Raw genomic sequence first — 17,951 nt, forward strand, 5'->3', positions numbered from 1 at the left:
CCGAATACCTCCTTGGTGCACAAAACACCGAGGTGGTGCCGCATGGCTGGGAATGCGGTAGGCGGCGGCCTGGAGTGGTGTCGCATGGCTGGGAATGCGGTAGGCGGCGGCCTGGAGTGGTGCCGCATGGCTGGGAATGCGGTAGGCGGCGGCCTGGAGTGGTGTCGCATGGCTGGGAATGCGGTAGGCGGCGGCCTGGAGTGGTGTCGCATGGCTGGGAATGCGGTAGGCGGCAGCCTGAAGTGGTGCCGCACGGCTAAATGTGCGGAAGGCGGCGCCCTAGAGTGACGCCGTGTGACTGGGAATGCGGTAAGCCGCAGCATGGAGTCGTGCCGCATGGCTGGGAATGCGGTAAGCGTCGGCCTGGAGTAGTGACGCACGGTTAGAAGCGCGTACCGGCGCCCCCGGCCGATCCGTGTGGCTAAAGTTCGACAAGTAGCCGCTTACGACTGATGCCATTCGACCGAAAACACCCCGCCACCGCACCGCCAGACAACGTCAAGGCGACACCAAGTCATCCTTCGGAGCATCATTGGCACCGTTCTGCTCATGCCAATACGCGGTAAGCACCTCATTGACCTTGCCCGGATTCTCCTGATGGGCGTAATGGCCCGCATCCGGAATAGTCACCAGTGCCCGACGAGGTGAAAGCTCCTGATCCCGCTCGATGGTCGAGGCCAAAAGATACTGGTCATTCGCACCGCGCAATCCGAGAACAGGAATATCGATCGGATCCCGCATCGTCGCCATGAACCGCTTACCATCAGGCCGCCATTGGCTCCGAAAGGCCCACCGCTGATACTCCAGCGCACTGTGAGCGGCACCAGGTATGCGAATAGCCGTCCGCATCCGTGACGCGGTCTCGGTGAATTCGGCGGTACGTGACCAGGATTCACCGACCCGCTCGCGCAGCAACCGCTCCACCTCGGCCCCACCCCGCCGCGTGAGGAGGTTCTCGGGGTACCGAGGCAACTGGTAGCGCAGGAATTGGGGCAACCAGGCGGAGCGCTGTGCGGAGTCGCGCAGGACGGCACTCTTCAACGCGGCGGGGTGCGGCGAGCTCACGAGCGCGATGGACCGAACCAGCCGCGGATGCAGAACCGCGGTGGCCCAGCAGACGAGGCCGCCGTCGGCGTGGCCGACGAGGGTCGCTTCGGTGTGGCCGAGCGCGCGGATGAGTCCGGCGATGTCACCGGCGAGGGTCCATCCGTCGTAGCCGCGGGGCGGTTTGTCCGTGTCGCCGTATCCGCGCAGGTCGACGGCGACGGTCCGGTACCCGTGGTCGGCGATTCCGGTGAGCTGATGACGCCACGACCACCAGAAGTCGGCGAATCCGTGCAGCAGCAGCACCAGCGGCGCGTCGGCGCGCACCGTGGCGTCGGCTTCGACGACGTGGAAGCGGATCCCGTTGGCGTGCACGTCCCGGTGGGTCCACGGGCCGTCGTAGCGGACGGTGGACGGATCCGGGAATGAGTTGGACGACACGCCGATCGAGCCTAGTGGGCGGGTCCGGTCGTGGCGACCGGGCCCGCCGGGGCTGGACTCGTCAGTTCTTCGCCTTCTCCAGCGACGGGGTGTGCTCGCGGTGGGCGAGTGCCTGCGGCAGCACCTCGGCGCTCTGCTTGAGCGAGCCGATCGTCTTCTCCGGCGCCTTCAGCTTCTTCACCTTGCGATAGCCGAGGAAGGCCAGCAGCGCGGTGGCGAGCACCATCAGCGTGAAGACGATGAGGAACGCCGCCCACCGGTACAGCCACACGTCGAGCAGTTCGGCGAGGAAGAAGAAAAAGAAGAACGAGCTGAACAGCAGGATCGTCAGCGCGAGGATGAAGAAGACGCTGCCGGTGAGGCCCTTCTTGACCTCGCCGGTGACCTCGGCCTTGGCCAGCGCGACCTCGGCGCGCACGAGCGTGGACAGCTGCTCGGTGGCGTCGCGGACGAGGCTGCCGATGCTGGCCGATCCGGGCGGATTGGCGTCGGTCAACGGGATGGAAGTGACCGTCCGACCGTCATTTCCGCCTTGGGTGTAACTCACTTCGTCGACCCTTCTCCCTGTGGTAACTGGTCCGCATCGCGGCGCGCGGTGTGCACACGTCTTGGCGCAACACTAGCGCCGATCCGATCAGCGATGCTGCCCTGGAGGTGACCGACACGGCTATCGCCGCAACCGTAGCGTGCCGGTCCCCGATCAGTTGCCGCCGGTGCGGATGGCCTCGAAGACGGCGGGGTCGACGAGGGTGGAGGTGTCGCCGAGTTCGCGGCCTTCGGCGATGTCGCGCAGGAGTCGGCGCATGATTTTGCCGCTGCGGGTTTTGGGGAGTTCGGGGACGATGTGGATTTCGCGGGGTTTGGCGATGGGGCTGATCTGTTTGGATACTTCGGCTTTGAGGGTGTCGACGAGGGTGTCGTCGGGTGTGGTGGCTCCGGTGAGGATGACGAAGGCGACGATGCCTTGGCCGGTGGTGGGGTCGGTGGCGCCGACGACGGCGGCTTCGGCGACGCTGGGGTGGCCGACGAGGGCGGATTCGACTTCGGCGGTGGAGATGCGGTGGCCGGAGACGTTCATGACGTCGTCGACGCGGCCGAGGACCCAGAGGTCGCCGTCGGTGTCGAGTTTGGCGCCGTCACCGGCGAAGTACCAGCCCTGCTCGGCGTAGCGCTCCCAGTAGGTGGACCGGTAGCGGTCCATATCGCCCCAGATGCCGCGCAGCATCGACGGCCACGGCTTGTCGAGCACCAGGTACCCGTTGGCCTCGGTTTCGCCGAGCTGCACCGCCTTGCCTTCTTCGTCCACGACCTTCGCCGAGATGCCGGGCAGGGGGCGCATGGCGGCGCCGGGTTTGGCGTCGGTGACGCCGGGCAGCGGCGAGATCATGATGGCGCCGGTTTCGGTCTGCCACCAGGTGTCCACGATGGGGGTTTTGTTGTCGCCGAACACTTCCCGGTACCAGCGCCACGCTTCTGGGTTGATCGGTTCGCCGACCGAGCCGAGCAGACGCAGGCCGGTGAGGTTGTGGGCGTCCGGGATCTCGCGGCCCCACTTCATGAATGTGCGGATCAGCGTGGGAGCGGTGTAGTAGATGGTGACGCCGTATTTTTCGATGATCTCGAAGTGGCGGTGCTCGTTCGGCGAGTTCGGGGTGCCTTCGTAGACGACCTGGGTAGCGCGGTTGGCCAGGGGCCCGTAGACGATGTAGCTGTGTCCGGTGACCCACCCGATGTCAGCGGTGCACCAGTAGACGTCTTGTCCTGCTTTGTGGTCGAACACGTTGTGATGGGTGTACGCGGTCTGGGTGAGATACCCACCGCTCGTGTGCAGAATCCCCTTCGGCTTACCCGTGGTCCCGGAGGTGTACAGGATGAACAGCGGATGCTCGGCCGGGAACGGCTGCGCCTCGTGCACAGGCGAAGCAGCGGAGACGGTCTCGTGCCACCACAGGTCGCGTCCGTCGGTCCACGGCACCTCGGTACCCACGCGGCGCACCACGAGCACATGCTCCACCGACGACGGCACATCGCCCTTGGCGGCCAGCGCCTCGTCGACAGCCTCCTTCAGCGGCGCGGGCTTACCCCGCCGCCACTGCCCGTCGGTCGTGATGACCAGCCGCGCCTGCGCGTCGTCGACCCGCTGACGCAGCGCGCTCGGCGAGAATCCGGCGAACACCACCGAATGCGTCAGCCCCAGCCGCGCACACGCCAGCATCGCCACGATCGCCTCGGGCACCATCGGCATGTAGATCGCCACCCGGTCGCCGGCGACCAGCCCGAGCTCGGTCAGGTAGTTGGCCGCCCGCGAAACCTCCTCGAGCAGTTCCCGATAGGTGATGGCGCGCGAATCGCCGGGTTCGCCCTCCCAGTGGATGGCCACCTGGTCGCCGTGGCCGTCGAGAACATGGCGGTCGACGCAGTTGTAACTAATGTTCAGCTCGCCGTCGGCGAACCAGCGCGCCACGGGTGCGTCGTCCCAGTCCAGGACCTGTGTGAAGGGTGTGTGCCAGTGCAGGCGGCGCGCCTGTTCGGCCCAGAAGCCCTCGCGGTCGGCGTCGGCCCGCTCGTAGAGTTCGGCACCGGCATTGGCGGCAGCCGCGAACTCGGCGCTCGGCGGATACGAATCCTGATGTCCTGCAGCGGTTTCGGTCATGTCGATGTCAGCCTCACATGCCTGGTGCGGTCGGGTCGGTCGCCAGGGCGCAGCCGTGGCACCTCGACAGTAACGAACCTGCCCGCCTCCTCGTGAGGGTTGCGTGAGCTCGGTTTCCGGGCCGTTCAGTGGGCTTGATTCATCCGGTGAGTTCGCGGACACGACCGGCCGTCGCGGGCTATCGTTTTAGATCAACCGTTCAGCTGATGGTTCCGAGAATTGTTCATATTTTTCTGTCGAACAGGAAGGGTTCGGCAAACTTTTTCGCGTATCAAGCATGTAACCGCAGGGATACATGTGACGCGGAAGATGGCTGCGCCCCTTCATGTCACGGAAGCGAACCGGGAGAAACCGTTGAGATTCAGAAGAGCGACCGCGCTGATCGCGGCGGGACTAATGGCCACAAGCCTGAGTCTCACCGCGTGCTCCTCCGATGACAGTGCCGACGCGAGCATTGTCACCACGAATGCGGGAGAGCCACAGAATCCCCTGGTACCGACCAATACCAACGAGAACATGGGCGGTCGCGTGGTCGACCGTTTGTTCGCGGGCCTGAAGTACTACGACGCCAACGGCGAAGCGCACGACGAGATGGCCGAGAAGATCGAGACCACCGACCGCAAGTCGTATCGCATCACCATCAAGCCGAACTGGAAATTCACCGACGGCACCACGGTCACCGCCAAGTCCTTCGTGGACGCCTGGAATTACGGCGCGCTCGGCACCAACGCGCAGTTGCAGGGCTACGCGTTCAGCCAGATCGCCGGTTTCGACGAAGTGAATGCCGAACAGCCCAAGGTGCAGACCATGTCCGGTCTGAAACTGGTCGACGATCGCACCTTCACCGTGGAACTCAAGTCGCCGTCGATCGACTTCGAGAGCGCCCTCGGTTACGCGCCGTTCTATCCGCTGCCCGAGGTGGCGTTCAAGGACATGAAGGCTTTCGGTGAGAAGCCGGTCGGTAACGGCCCCTATGCTTTCGAATCCTGGGAACACAACGTCAAGATCGATTTGAAGCCCAACCCGGATTACCCGGGCGGTAGGCCCGCCAAGAACAAGGGCCTGCGCTTCGTGATGTACCAGTCCTACGAGACGGCCTACGCCGATCTGCAGGCAGGCAACCTCGACGCGCTCGACACCATTCCCGACAGCGCCCTGAGCACCTACAAGAGCGATCTCGGCGACCGCGCGATCACCAAGCCGACGGCGCAGAACCAGCACATCGGGATCCAGTCCAATGTCCCGCATTTCGCGGGTGCGGAGGGCGTGCTGCGTCGCAAGGCCATCTCCATGGCGATCAACCGGCCGCAGATCATCGAGAAGATCTTCAACGGCCTGCGTAACCCGGCACGTGATTTCACCGCGTCGACACTGCCCGGTTTCGATGCGAACCTCCCGGGCGCCGAGGTGTTCGACTACAACCCGGAGGAGGCCAAGAAGCTGTGGGCCCAGGCCGACGCCATGTCGCCGTGGGCAGGCTCGCGCTACACCATCACCTACAACTCCGACGGCGGCCACCAGGCCTGGATCGAAGCGGTGGCCAACAGCGTGAAGAACACCCTCAACATCGACGCCGTCGCCAATCCGGTGCCGACGTTCAAGGACGTGCGTGACGCGGTGAACGCCGAAACCATCGGCACCGCTTTCCGTTACGGCTGGCAGGGTGATTACCCGACGATGATGCAGTTCCTCGGGTCGAACTACTACAGCTACTCCGAGACCAACAATGTCAACTACAACAACCCCGAGGTGGACCGCCTCTTCGACGCCGCCATGGCCGCGGCGACGCAGGAGGAGTCCTACAAACTCATCGGGCAGGCACAGGCGATCCTGATCCGGGATATGGCCGATATCCCGGTGTTCGATTACATCGCCGCCGCGGGCCGCTCCGATCGGGTCACCAAGGCCGAACTCGCCTGGAACGGCCTGTTCGACTTCGAGAACATCGAGAAGTAACCACTCGCCGTCGGGCCGGGTCACGAAAGTGGCTCGGCCCGGCCGTTTTCGGAGGAATGATGACTTGGTACATACTCCGGCGCCTGCTCCAGATGATCCCGGTGTTCCTCGGCGCCACGCTGTTGATCTACGCGATGGTCTTCCTGATTCCCGGCGACCCGATCAAGGCGCTGGCCGGTGAAAAGGCGCTGACCCCGGCGGCCGAGGCGGCATTGCGCGCCCGCTACCACCTCGATCAGCCGTTCATCATGCAATACCTGCATTACCTGCAGGGCATTCTCACCCTCGACTTCGGCACCTCGTTCTCCGGCAGGCCGGTGCGCGAGGAACTCGAACGCGCCTTCCCGATCACCATCAAACTTGCGTTTCTCGCCGTGCTGATCGAAGGCTTCTTCGGCATCCTGTTCGGTTTGATCGCCGGTTTGCGCAAGGGCAAACTGTTCGATTCGACGATGCTGATCGCGAGTCTGGTGATCATCGCGCTCCCGGTGTTCGTCGTCGGTTATCTCGCGCAGTTCCTGCTCGGTGTGAAATGGGGCATCGCACCGGTGACCGTCACCGGGAACGCCAGTCTCGGTGAACTGATCGTCCCGGCTTTCGTGCTCGGCTCGCTCTCGTTCGCCTATGTGCTGCGCCTGACGCGAAACTCGGTGGCGGAGAACAAGTCCGCCGACTACGTGCGCACCGCGACGGCGAAAGGCCTCGGCCGCCGGCGCGTGGTGACGGTGCACATTCTGCGCAATTCGATGATTCCGGTCGTCACCTTTCTCGGTGCCGATTTCGGTGCGTTGATGGCGGGCGCCATCGTCACCGAGGGCATCTTCAACATCCCCGGTGTCGGCGGAACCATGTATCAGGCGATCATCCGCGGTGAGCCGCCGACGGTGGTGTCGTTCGTGACGGTGCTCGTTGTGCTGTTCCTGCTGATGAACCTGGTCATCGACCTGCTCTATGCCGCGCTCGACCCGAGGATCCGTTATGCATGACAAGCAATCGCATTTCGTGGCCCCCGCCGACGAGGTGGAGGTGCTCGCCACCGACCGCGTGCTCGACGCGGGCACCCCGACCAGCATCTGGGGCGATGCGTGGCGGCGGCTGCGGCGCAACCCGGTGTTCCTCGTGGCCGTCGTGCTGATCGTGCTCGTACTGCTGGTCGTGGTGTGGCCGTCGCTGTTCACCAGCCAGGACCCGCGCCATTGCCTCGGCGAATTCGGGATGGACGGGCCCCGTCCCGGTCACCCGTTCGGTTTCGACAAGCAGGGTTGCGACATCTACGCGCGCACCATCTACGGCGCGCGCGCCTCGGTGACCGTCGGCGTCGGCTCGGCGCTGCTGTTCCTGGTGGTCGGCGGGGTGCTGGGCGCGCTGTCCGGGTTCTACGGCGGCCTGCTCGACACCGTCGTCTCGCGCATCGCCGAGATCTTCTACGCCATCCCGATGGTGCTCGCCGCCATCGTGCTGCTGCAGCTGCTCCGCCCGGCCGGGATTACCACGGTGATCGCGATCCTGGTCGCGTTCACCTGGCCGCAGGCCGCGCGTATCGCCCGCGGCGCGGTGATCGAGGCCAAGAACAGCGAATACGTCACGGCGGCGAAGGCACTCGGTGTGTCGCGGTTCGGCACGCTGATGCGGCACGTGCTGCCGAACGCGGCGAGCCCGCTCATCGTCGTGGCGACCATCTGGCTCGGCGTCTTCATCGTCACCGAGGCCACGCTGTCCTACCTCGGTGTCGGTCTGCCGCCCGACATCGTGGCCTGGGGCGCCGACATCTCCCGTGCCAAGTCCGAGATCCGTACCTCGCCGATCCTGTTCTACCCGGCGACCGCGCTGGCCATCACGGTGCTGAGCTTCATCATGCTCGGCGACGCGGTGCGCGACGCGCTCGATCCGAAGGAGCGCACCCGATGACCACCGAACCGCTGCTCGAAATCCGCGATCTGGAGGTGAGTTTCACCTCCGACGGCAAGTCGGTGCCCGCCGTGCGCGGGGTGAATCTGACCGTCTACCCCGGGCAGACCGTCGCCATCGTCGGCGAGTCCGGGTCGGGCAAGTCGACGACCGCGCACGCGATCATCGATCTGCTGCCCGGCACCGGCAAGGTGACCGGCGGGTCCATCCGGTTCGAGGGCAAGGACCTGACCAAGGCCTCGGCCAAGGAGATCGTCGCGGTCCGGGGCAACGGGATCGGCCTGGTTCCCCAGGACCCGATGTCGAACCTGAACCCGGTGTGGAAGATCGGCTTCCAGATCCGGGAAACCCTGGAGGCCAACGGCATCGCCAAGGGTTCGGCCGCGCGCGAACGGGCGGTGGAACTGCTCACCGAGGCCGGGATGACGGATGCCGCGCGGCGGGTGAACCAGTACCCGCACGAGTTCTCCGGCGGTATGCGCCAGCGTGCGCTCATCGCGATCGGGCTGTCGTGCAGGCCGAAACTGCTCATCGCCGACGAACCGACCTCGGCGCTCGATGTCACCGTGCAACGCCAGATCCTCGGTCACCTCGAAGAGCTCACCACCGAGCTGGGGACGGCCGTGCTGCTCATCACCCACGACCTCGGCCTGGCCGCCGAACGCGCCGAACACCTCGTGGTGATGTATCGCGGGCGGGTGGTGGAATCCGGTCCGGCCCTGCAGATCCTGCGCGACCCGCAGCACGCCTACACCAAGAAGCTGGTGAATTCGGCGCCCTCGCTTGCGGCGCAGCGGATGTCGTCGTCGCGGCAGCGGGCGAAGGTGCGCGACCGTGCCGTCGAGGTGGCCGCCACCGAGGCGCTGCCCGACACCGTGCTCGACGTGCGAAACCTCACCAAGGCGTTCAAGATTCGCGGCAAACGACCGTGGCAGTCGACGGCTTTCACCGCCGTCGACGACGTGAGTTTCTGTGTGGAACGCGGCACGACCACCGCGATCGTCGGTGAGTCCGGATCGGGCAAGTCGACCATCGCGCAGATGGTGCTCGGGTTGCTCGAACCGACGGCAGGCTCGGTGGTGTTCGACGGTCAGGAGGTGTCGTCGCTGGACAGCAAGGGCGCCTTCGCCTTCCGCCGTCGCGTGCAACCGATCTTCCAGAACCCCTACGGTTCCCTCGACCCGATGTACTCCATCTTCCGCACCGTCGAAGAACCCCTGCGGGTGCACAAGATCGGCACCGCCGCCGAACGCGAGAAGGTGGTGCGCGACCTGCTCGACAAGGTGTCGCTGCCTTCGTCGGTGCTGCGGCGCTACCCCAACGAGTTGTCCGGCGGGCAGCGTCAGCGGGTGGCGATCGCCAGGGCGCTGGCGTTGTCGCCGGAACTGGTCGTCTGCGACGAGGCGGTGTCCGCGCTCGACGTGCTGGTGCAGGCACAGATCCTCACACTGCTCAACGACCTGCAAGCCGAGCTGGGCTTGACGTACCTGTTCATCACCCACGACTTGGCCGTCGTCCGGCAGATCGCGGACAACGTGCTGGTCATGCGAGCCGGGAAGGTCGTCGAATCGGCCACGACGGACGAAGTGTTCGCCGCGCCGCGGGAGGAGTACACGCGGGATCTGCTCGAGGCGATTCCGGGGCGGGAGCTCTTGGCTGGGTAGTGGTTGTGCGTCGGCGGGCATCGGCGGCTGGATAGCGATGGTTGTCTGCTTGGGTTGAGTAGCGAGAACGTTGGCTGGGACTGTCGCTGATGTGCGGGGGCAGCAGCTCGTGAAATAGCGGCGTCAGCGCAGCTCAGCGGCGTATCGCTGACGGGTCCGAGGTGGTGCGACGTGGCTCGCTGAGGTGGGGAGGCGCCGGTGGATCGAATCGATGCGGAGCGGCAGGCCGAGCTGGAGGCGCGCCGCCGCCGGGCCAAGACGCCGGCGGCGAAGCGGCTGGCAGAGGTGCTGTGGCCCGACCGGGTCTGGCCGAGGGCGGGCGGGTTGCATGTGGCCGTCGGGGACGGTGCGCTGGAACGGTAGCCTCGTATGTCGTGACTGATCCGCTGCAGCCCCTGGTCGACCTGCCCGGCGTGCGTGAGGCCGCCGACAAGGCGCGCGACGCGCTCGCCGCGGTGCACCGGCACAAGTCCAACCGGCGCGGCTGGGCGACCACCGCCGCCGAGGCCGCCGTCCGCGCGGCGCGTTCGTCGGCTGCCATCGAGGGCGCGAGCACCGATCTGCCCGCCGACGGCAAGGTCAGCGATCCGGTGCTGGCCGGTGCGCTGCGGGTGGGCCAGGCGCTCGACGGTGACGCGCTCACCAACCTGGTGGGCACCTGGCGCCGCGCCCCGCTGCAGGCGCTGGCCCGGCTGCATCTGCTCGCCGCCGCCGACCTCGTCACCGATCAACAGGAACTCGGCAGGCCACGCCCGGTACCCGGGGTAGCGGAGCGGCTGGACCTGCTGGCTCAGACCGTCCAGACCAGCACGGCACCCGCGCCGGTGATCGCCGCCGTGGTGCACGGCGAGCTGATGACACTTCGCCCGTTCGGTACCGCCGACGGTGTGGTCGCCCGCGCGGCGTCGCGACTGGTCGCGGTGTCGACCGGGCTCGATCCCCGCAGCCTCGGCGTTCCTGAGGTGTTCTGGCTTCGTCGCAGGCAGGCCTACCTCGATGCGGCCGCCGGCTTCGGCATGGGTACGCCGGAGGGTGTCGGCGGATGGGTGCTGTTCTGTGCGGGTGCGCTCGAAGACGGTGCGCGAGAGGCCAACTCGATCGCCGACGCGGCCGCGGGCTGACCTTCCCCACACATCGAAACGGGCGGCGTGCCGATTGCTCGACTTCGCCGCCCGCTAGCACGGAACACCTGGTTACCAAGCGTGCTGGGGTGGGTTGTGTTCGGTGGCCTCGGCGATCATCCGAACCCCGCCGGTTCATCCCCGCAACCTGTGCGAGGCTCTCGCCGACGACTGCCCGAATTTCGCAGGCCCACAACTCTGCTGCCCTTGTCGCGGCGCGCTCCGCGTGGGTGCCTGGCGTCCGTGCTGGGAAGGGTGGGATGGGAGGCGAAACCTTCTCTTCCGGTCCCGTCTTGGCCTTCCGTCCTTCCGTGACTCCATTCTTACACTGTGACCGCGCTCACTTCAAGCGTTTCTGTGGCATTACCGAATCCGCTTGTTTTCGGCGTGTCAGCTGGCGATCCGTGCTTGCGGGTCAAGGCTGCGTCGCAGGTCAGCGGCGTTTACGCAGCAACCGGTAGCTGATCGCGCCAGCTAGGACGGCGCTGAGCCCGACAGCCGCCGTCGCCGCCACCGTGGTGCTCGACGGCGCCTGGAACCGCGACCACAGCGACACCGGATTGGAGAAGGTGAGCACCGGCCAGCCGCGCGCGACGGCCTCCTTGCGCAGCGCGCGGTCGGGGTTCACGGCGGTCGGGTGGCCGACCGCGCCCAGCATCGGCAGGTCGGTCGCCGAGTCGGAGTAGGCGTAGCACCGGGACAGGTCGTAACCCTCTGCGGCGGCCAGCTTTTCGATCGCGGCCACCTTTCCCTCTCCGTAGCAGTAGAACTCGATCTCGCCGGTGTATTTTCCGTCCTCGACGACCATCCGCGTCGCCTCGGTGTGGGAGGCGCCGAGCGCCTCGGCTATCGGCCCGACCATCTCCTCGCCGGACGCCGAAACGATCACCACATCGTGGCCGCGGATCTTGTGATCGGCGATCAGGTCGGCGGCCTCGGCGTAGATCAGCGGGTCGACCAACTCGTGAAGCGTCTCGGCCACAATGGATTTCACCTGTTGCACATCCCAGCCCGCGCACATGTTGGCCAGGTTTGCCCGCATTCGTTCCATCTGGTCGTGATCGGCACCCGACAGCAGGAACAAAAAGTGCGCGTAGCTGCTCTCCAGTACGGCTCTGCGGTTGATCAGCCCCTGTGCGTAGAAGGGTTTGCTGAACACGAACGCGCTCGATTTCGCGATCACCGTTTTGTCGAGATCGAAGAACGCGGCCACCCGCCCGCCGGCCGTCGGTGTACGGCCCGAGGAATCGAGTCTTGTGTCCGTAGGCGGAGTCTGGCGGCGATCGGCGGTCACGACAACAGGATAGGCACGCGCACCGACGGGTGGGGGATCCGCCCGCTCAGGCAACTGTTCGGCGTTTGCCCCGCGGACGCCGGAGGGCGCGAATCGCCGAAGAATGTCGGCCGACGCTACTTGCGCCGTCGGCGGGTTATGGGTGTAGTATTGCTGACACCTGGACATGGTCCAGGCGCGTTCAGCCCGACCCCCCGGGGCTGAACCCGACGGCCCCAGCCTCCTCCCCCCCGGCTGGGGCCGTCCTCTATTTTCAGGACGATTACTTTCATCCGGCAGCGTATTCGGAAGTTATCCACACCCCGCGAGTTATCCACAATCGCCGTTCGACGGGTGTCGGCCGAGGTCCTCCGCGAGCACGCTGAACCGCATGAACCTCGCCCCAACCTCCGCTCCGATCTCGCCCGCCCTCGTGCTCGTGCGCGACGAACGGCTGCGCGCCGAGGTGCGCCGGGTGGCCGCGGCCGCCGAGCGGGTCACCGACGAACGGCACATGCCCGTCGGCAGGCACGCCTGGGCGGGCGCGGGCCTGGTGATCCTCGACACCGATGCCGCGATCGCCGCCGCCGCGGCGGGCTGCCCGCGACGGGCGGGGATCGTGCTCGTCACCGAAGGTGAACCGGCCGTTGCCGACTGGCAGGCCGCCACCGCCGTCGGTGCCGAACGCGTCGTCGGGCTGCCGGGCGCGGCAGTCGCGCTGGTCGAGCAGTTCGCCGAGCATGCCGAGGCGCGCACCGGGGAGGGGGTGGTCGTCGCCGTGGCCGGTGCGGGTGGGGGAGCCGGCGCGTCCACCCTCGCCGCCGCGACGGCCTTACGCGGTGCGGCGCTGCGAGTGCGGCGCGACGCGGTGCTCATCGACGGTGCGCCCCTGGACGGTGGCATCGACCTCGTGCTCGGCATGGAGAACGTCGCCGGGCTGCGCTGGCCCGACCTGGTGATCGAGGACGGGCGGGTTTCCGCTGCCGCGCTGCACAACGCGCTGCCTGCCGCCTGTCCCGGGTTGGCTGTGCTCTCCTGCGGGCGCGCGGGCCCGCCCGCCGAACTGGCGCCCGCGGCGGTGCGTGCGGTGATCGAATCCGGTAGGTCCGCAGGTGATCTGGTCGTCTGCGATGTGTCGGGGGAGCGCGGTGCGGCGGCCGACGTGATGGTCGATGCCGCCGATCTGGTCGTTCTCGTCGTGCCCGCCCGGTTGCGTTCGGTGGCCGCCGCCGAGGTGGTGTCGGCATACATCGGCGAGCGAAACCCGAACAGGGGCCTGGTGGTTCGTGGCCCGGCGCCGGGCGGCTTGCGCGGCGCGGAGGTGGCCGAGGTGCTCGGGTTGCCGCTGCTCGCGGCCGTGCGTGGACAAGCCGGGCTGGCTGCGCGGCTCGAACGCGGCGGGCTCAGCGTGCGCAGGCGCGGTCCGCTGCGCGACGCGGCCGACGCGGTTCTCGCCATGGTCGGGGCTGAGGTGTGATGACGACATTCGTCACCGTCGACCTGCTCGAGCGGGTCCGCGAACGCCTCGCCGAACACGCGGGCGCGCCCGATGCCGCCCAACTCGCCGCCGCGATCCGCGCCGAAGCGGGCGGTGTCCTCGCCGACACCGACCTACTGCGCGCCCTGCGTCTGCTGCAGACCGAGATGACCGGCGCAGGCCTGCTCGAACCGCTGCTGCACGATCCGCGCGTCGCCGATGTTCTGGTCACCGGTCCCGATGCGGTGTGGATAGATCGTGGCCACGGCCTCGAGCGCACCGACGTGCGTTTCGCCGATGAAGCGGCCGTGCGCAGGCTCGCCCAGCGTCTCGCCCTGGCGGCGGGTCGCAGGCTCGACGACGCCCAGCCGTGGGTCGACGGCAAACTCACCGGCACCGAGGCAACCCTCGGCGACGCGTTCGGCGTGCGGCTGCATGCCGTTCTCGCGCCTGTCGCCCACGACGGCACCTGCCTGTCGCTACGCGTCCTGCGCCCAGCCACCCAGGGACTCGATGCCCTCGCGGCCGCCGGCTCGCTACCTCCCGCGGCCCGTGCGCTGCTCGGCGATATCGTGCGCGCCCGCCTCGCGTTCCTCGTGGTCGGCGGAACCGGTGCGGGAAAGACGACATTGTTGTCCGCGCTGCTGGCGGCCGTGGATCCCGCCGAGCGGATCGTCTGCGTGGAAGACGCCGCGGAGCTGGCGCCCGTACATCCGCACGTGGTGCGCCTGGTCGCGCGCACGGCCAATGTGGAAGGGGTAGGCGAGGTCACTGTTCGCGATCTGGTCCGCCAAGCACTGCGGATGCGCCCCGACCGGATCGTCGTCGGTGAGGTCCGCGGCGCGGAGGTCGTCGATCTGCTCACCGCCCTCAACACCGGCCACGACGGCGGAGCGGGAACAGTTCACGCCAATTCACCCCAGGAAGTTCCCGCCCGGCTGGAAGCCCTCGCGGCCCTCGGCGGAATGGACCGCGCCGCCCTGCACAGCCAGCTGGCCGCCGCGGTCCAGGTCGTCCTCCACGTCCACCGCCGCGCCGACGGCACCCGAGGCCTCCGGGAAATAGGAATCCTCCAGCGCGACAACGACTCCATCCACATCACCCCCGCCTGGCGCTCCGATTCGGCCCCGACCCCGGGCGCTCCGGAACTGGCCCGGCTCCTGGAATCGAGGCTCGGATGAATGTGCGGTCTGCGCTCTCACCGGCCATCGGCAGACGCACCCGGCCTCGGTCTGCACCTTCCCGCGTTGCGAGACGAGGCGCGAGGTCGTGGGCACCTCGGCTTGCTGCGCCGCTGTCTCGAGACGCTCGTCGCGAGTTGTGCACAGGCTCCCAAGAGTGATGTGCGCAGAGCTCTCGAAGGCGAGTCGCGTACCGGCGCGAAGGTGCAGGCGGTTTCTCCTCTGTTGTCGGGCAGGTATGCGGCTCCGTCGACGGGCGAGAGATCTTCAACCGATGTGGACGCCTGTGGACAAAAGCTGCTCGTCGAACGTGTTGTCGCAAAACGTGAGTGGAGGTGAGACAGATGGGCGTTGGATTGCTCTGTTGTGCGGTCGCGGTGCTTGTGCTTCCGGTATCGGGAGGGCAGCGGAGGTTCGGGCGGCTGTTCGGGGTGGCGCAGCGGGGCCGGTTGCCGCGTGTGCCTGTGGAGTGGTGTGTGGGAATCCTGGTGGGGTGTGCGGCTTTCGGCTTCGGAGTCGGAACGGGGTTGGCCGCCCTCATCCTCGGTGTGACAGTGGCTGTGCGCAATCGGCGCGGGCGGGCTGAGCGGGAGCGTCGGCAGGAATGCGCGCATCTGCTCGCCGGGTTGGAAGCTGTCGTCGGTGAGCTGCGGGTGGGAGCTCACCCGAGCGCGGCGGCGGAATCGGCTGCGGGCGAATCGCGGGGTGAGGCGGCGCGCGTGCTCGCGATCAGCGCGGGTCGAAGCCGTCTCGGTGGTTCGGGCGCCGACGGATTGGTGCATCCGGATTCCGTTGTCGCCGAGGAGCTGTCGCGGATTGCGACCGCCTGGCGCGTCGCCGAGCAACACGGCCTGGCGCTGGCCGAACTCCTTTCCGCCGCCCGCACCGATCTCCTCGCCCGTACCCGCTTTCGCGACCGCACCGAATCCGCGCTGGCAGGCGCCCGAGCCTCGGCCACGGTCCTCGCTGGACTCCCGCTGGTAGGGGTAGGACTCGGCCAGCTGATGGGCGCCGCGCCCCTGTCCGTCCTCTTCGCCTCTCCCGCAGGCGAATTCCTACTACCCCTCGGCACCGCGTTGGCCTGCTGTGGACTGCTGTGGACGGATGTCATCACCCGAAGGGGGACGGCATGAGCGTTCCGATGAGTGTCGAGTCACCGCCGACTTGTGAACTGCTGTGGAGGGTGTCCCCACCAGGACGAGTGCACACGCGCGTTGATGTACGCCGGCCGGAGCTGGCCGCATGTATTCGTCCGCCTGGGGCCGACCCGAGCCGGGGTGCATCGGGTGTGCCGACCCGGCGAGGCATGCACCGCCCACGCGCCGACCAGAGTCGGCCCACCAGCGGTTGTGGACTGTGCACAGAGCTGTGGATGGGTGTGGACGGTTGTCGATGTCGAGTGAAAGGGGTTGTTGTGCAGCATGATTTCGGTGCGCCGCTACCGCTCGCGGTGCTGATTCTGGCTGTTGGTCTGCTGGCATTGCCCGGGAGGGTGGCAGTCAGCCGGCGATTGCGAGGACTCGGGCCTGCGGCGGCACCGGCTCCGGTGCGGGTGACGGCGAAGGCGGACCCGTTGGGGTCGGCTTCGGCATTCGATCTGCTCGCCGCGTGCCTGCGAGCCGGGCTGCCGATGGCAGCAGCCGCCCGAGCCAGCGCTCCCACCGCGCCACCGGTCTTGTGCGCGGCTCTGCTGCGGGCCGCCGACCTACTGGCACTCGGCGCCGACGCCACCACGGCATGGGAGCGCGCCGCCGCCGACGCGGTCGGTTCCGCGGGTGCCGACGAAGTCGAGTCGCTGGCGCGGATGGCGCGACGCTCGGCCCGGTCGGGCGCTTCGCTGGCCACCGCGGTCGCCGAATTGGCAACGCAGCGACGGGAAGTGGTGGAGGACGCCGCCGTGGCACGCGCCGAACGTGCGGGCGTGCTGATCGGCGGCCCACTCGGACTCTGCTTCCTGCCCGCCTTCGTCTGCCTCGGGATCGTCCCGGTCGTAGTCGGTTTGGCGGGCCGGGTCCTCGGCAACGGCGGCCTGCCGTGAACGCCCGCCACACGGGCCACGAAACGTCACCGGGCGGATCGTCCGCGCGGTGGGAAATGAGAGGGGATCACGATGACGCACGTACGCACCGTCTGCCTGGAGGTCCGAGCCCGTTTCACCCGTCTGCTCTTCGACGACGCCGGGATGTCGACGGCGGAATACGCGATCGGGACCATTGCCGCGGCCGCCTTCGGCGCGGTGCTCTACGCGGTGGTCACGGGGGACAACATCGTCAACGCGCTGACATCGATCATCGACAAAGCGCTGAACACAAGCGTGTAAATCGCTGCCGCGCTGCCGGTCTCGCCGATGATACGGGAGCGGTGACGGTCGAGGCCGCCATCGCCCTCGCCGCCCTCGTATGCGCGGTCGCCCTCTGCGTCGGCGCACTGCTCGCGGCGTCGACCCAGGTGCGCTGTGTCGACGCCGCCCGCGAAACCGCGCGCCTGGCCGCACGCGGTGACACCACGCACGCCGTCGCCGCAGGCCGCACCGTCGCCCCACCCGGGGCCACCGTCGAACTCCGCAACGACGGCGACCGCGTCATCGCCACGGTCGCCGCAACCACCCCACTACTCCCCGGCCTGCACCTCCGAGCCGAAGCGGTAGCCGTCATCGAACCCGGAACCCAGCCATGACTACACCGATCTCTCTTCGAGACACACCGCCATCTGTCGACCACGCGGTCTGTCCTCCCTACCCACGTGAATCAGGACTGATGCGCACCGCACTCGCCCAGGCTCTGCGTCACACGATCGGCCAGGGACCGCACAGCCGTCGAGCCGGCCTCCGGTGTGGCTCGCCCTCCCGCAACCGGTGGCGGAACCGGTCCGCAGCTTCGTGCGGCGACCAGGGTGGTGCGACAGCGTTCGCGTGCATTGCGTTGGCGGGGCTCATTTGTTCGACCTTGATGGTGGGGCAGGTCGGTGCCGTGGTGGTGGCACGGCATCGAGTGCAGGCAGCGGCCGATCTCGGGGCGCTGGCCGCTGCAGGCGCTTTGGTGGAGGGGGCGGAGGTGGGATGCGCGGAGGCGGACGATGTCGCGCGGCGGATGGGGGCGCGTGTGTCACGGTGTGAGGTGGAGCAGTGGGATGCCGTGGTGACTGTCGAACGGCAGGTGGGGCTCGGGGTGTTCGGTGTGCGGTCCGTGGTCGGCGCGGCGCGGGCGGGCCCGGTCGAGGAGAGCGGGTGATGC

At 67.7% G+C, this 17,951-nt stretch carries 17 protein-coding genes; 13 read left to right on the forward strand and 4 right to left on the reverse strand.

From position 1 onward, the window contains the following. Positions 1 to 498: 498 nt before the first annotated feature. The 3 genes from NCO8_RS15855 to acs form a co-directional block, all read right to left on the reverse strand. The gene (locus NCO8_RS15855; protein ID WP_067640478.1) at positions 499 to 1,485 is read right to left on the reverse strand and encodes an alpha/beta fold hydrolase; all 987 of its coding nucleotides are present in this window, start codon (positions 1,483 to 1,485) and stop codon (positions 499 to 501) included. A 61-nt stretch (positions 1,486 to 1,546) separates the two neighbouring features. Beyond that, positions 1,547 to 2,032 carry a phage holin family protein gene (locus NCO8_RS15860; protein WP_067494480.1) on the reverse strand — a complete coding sequence of 162 codons (486 nt, stop codon included), beginning with the start codon at positions 2,030 to 2,032 and terminating at the stop codon, positions 1,547 to 1,549. Positions 2,033 to 2,185: 153 nt separating this feature from the next. Beyond that, positions 2,186 to 4,138, reverse strand: a complete 1,953-nt coding sequence (acs, locus tag NCO8_RS15865) for an acetate--CoA ligase (RefSeq protein WP_067640480.1) — start codon at positions 4,136 to 4,138, stop codon at positions 2,186 to 2,188. A 396-nt stretch (positions 4,139 to 4,534) separates the two neighbouring features. Here acs and NCO8_RS15870 point away from each other — a divergent pair, with 396 nt between their 5' ends. From NCO8_RS15870 to NCO8_RS15890, 6 genes are all read left to right on the forward strand, one after another. Further along, positions 4,535 to 6,094 carry a peptide ABC transporter substrate-binding protein gene (locus NCO8_RS15870; protein WP_067640482.1) on the forward strand — a complete coding sequence of 520 codons (1,560 nt, stop codon included), beginning with the start codon at positions 4,535 to 4,537 and terminating at the stop codon, positions 6,092 to 6,094. Positions 6,095 to 6,153: 59 nt separating this feature from the next. Beyond that, complete coding sequence (locus tag NCO8_RS15875) at positions 6,154 to 7,080, forward strand: ABC transporter permease (RefSeq protein WP_067640809.1); 927 nt, start codon at positions 6,154 to 6,156, stop codon at positions 7,078 to 7,080. Next, on the forward strand, positions 7,073 to 8,002 hold the full coding sequence (locus tag NCO8_RS15880) for an ABC transporter permease (RefSeq protein WP_084457220.1): 930 nt from the start codon (positions 7,073 to 7,075) through the stop codon (positions 8,000 to 8,002). Before NCO8_RS15875 ends, NCO8_RS15880 begins: the two co-directional genes overlap by 8 nt. Then, positions 7,999 to 9,666, forward strand: a complete 1,668-nt coding sequence (locus NCO8_RS15885) for an ABC transporter ATP-binding protein (protein WP_067640486.1) — start codon at positions 7,999 to 8,001, stop codon at positions 9,664 to 9,666. Before NCO8_RS15880 ends, NCO8_RS15885 begins: the two co-directional genes overlap by 4 nt. 198 nt (positions 9,667 to 9,864) lie before the next feature. Further along, positions 9,865 to 10,029: a hypothetical protein gene (locus NCO8_RS31370; protein WP_157104681.1), complete on the forward strand. Its 165-nt coding sequence runs from the start codon at positions 9,865 to 9,867 to the stop codon at positions 10,027 to 10,029. Between the two features lie 11 nt (positions 10,030 to 10,040). Next, positions 10,041 to 10,787, forward strand: coding sequence for a Fic family protein (locus NCO8_RS15890; protein ID WP_067495868.1), 747 nt, complete (start codon positions 10,041 to 10,043; stop codon positions 10,785 to 10,787). Positions 10,788 to 11,220: 433 nt separating this feature from the next. Here NCO8_RS15890 and NCO8_RS15895 read toward each other — a convergent pair whose 3' ends face one another. Continuing rightward, a complete protein-coding gene (locus NCO8_RS15895) occupies positions 11,221 to 12,000 on the reverse strand; it encodes an HAD family hydrolase (RefSeq protein ID WP_157104948.1) in 780 nt (259 codons plus the stop codon). A 451-nt stretch (positions 12,001 to 12,451) separates the two neighbouring features. Here NCO8_RS15895 and ssd point away from each other — a divergent pair, with 451 nt between their 5' ends. From ssd to NCO8_RS15930, 7 genes are all read left to right on the forward strand, one after another. After that, a complete protein-coding gene (ssd, locus tag NCO8_RS15900) occupies positions 12,452 to 13,537 on the forward strand; it encodes a septum site-determining protein Ssd (RefSeq protein WP_067640490.1) in 1,086 nt (361 codons plus the stop codon). Then, complete coding sequence (locus NCO8_RS15905; protein ID WP_067640492.1) at positions 13,537 to 14,718, forward strand: TadA family conjugal transfer-associated ATPase; 1,182 nt, start codon at positions 13,537 to 13,539, stop codon at positions 14,716 to 14,718. Before ssd ends, NCO8_RS15905 begins: the two co-directional genes overlap by 1 nt. Positions 14,719 to 15,194: 476 nt before the next feature. Beyond that, positions 15,195 to 15,851 (forward strand): type II secretion system F family protein, encoded by a 657-nt coding sequence (locus NCO8_RS15910; protein ID WP_376739946.1) that lies wholly within the window; start codon positions 15,195 to 15,197, stop codon positions 15,849 to 15,851. A 281-nt stretch (positions 15,852 to 16,132) separates the two neighbouring features. Next, complete coding sequence (locus tag NCO8_RS15915; protein ID WP_067640494.1) at positions 16,133 to 16,756, forward strand: type II secretion system F family protein; 624 nt, start codon at positions 16,133 to 16,135, stop codon at positions 16,754 to 16,756. A gap of 72 nt (positions 16,757 to 16,828) precedes the next feature. Next, positions 16,829 to 17,038 carry a DUF4244 domain-containing protein gene (locus NCO8_RS15920; protein WP_067495857.1) on the forward strand — a complete coding sequence of 70 codons (210 nt, stop codon included), beginning with the start codon at positions 16,829 to 16,831 and terminating at the stop codon, positions 17,036 to 17,038. Between the two features lie 41 nt (positions 17,039 to 17,079). Next, positions 17,080 to 17,394: a TadE family type IV pilus minor pilin gene (locus NCO8_RS15925; RefSeq protein WP_067640496.1), complete on the forward strand. Its 315-nt coding sequence runs from the start codon at positions 17,080 to 17,082 to the stop codon at positions 17,392 to 17,394. A gap of 80 nt (positions 17,395 to 17,474) precedes the next feature. Continuing rightward, positions 17,475 to 17,948, forward strand: a complete 474-nt coding sequence (locus NCO8_RS15930; RefSeq protein ID WP_084457222.1) for an Rv3654c family TadE-like protein — start codon at positions 17,475 to 17,477, stop codon at positions 17,946 to 17,948. The last annotated feature ends 3 nt before the right edge of the window (positions 17,949 to 17,951 follow it).

It is taken from the genome of Nocardia coubleae NBRC 108252, from assembly GCF_001612805.1.
Taxonomy (GTDB): Bacteria; Actinomycetota; Actinomycetes; order Mycobacteriales; family Mycobacteriaceae; genus Nocardia; species Nocardia coubleae.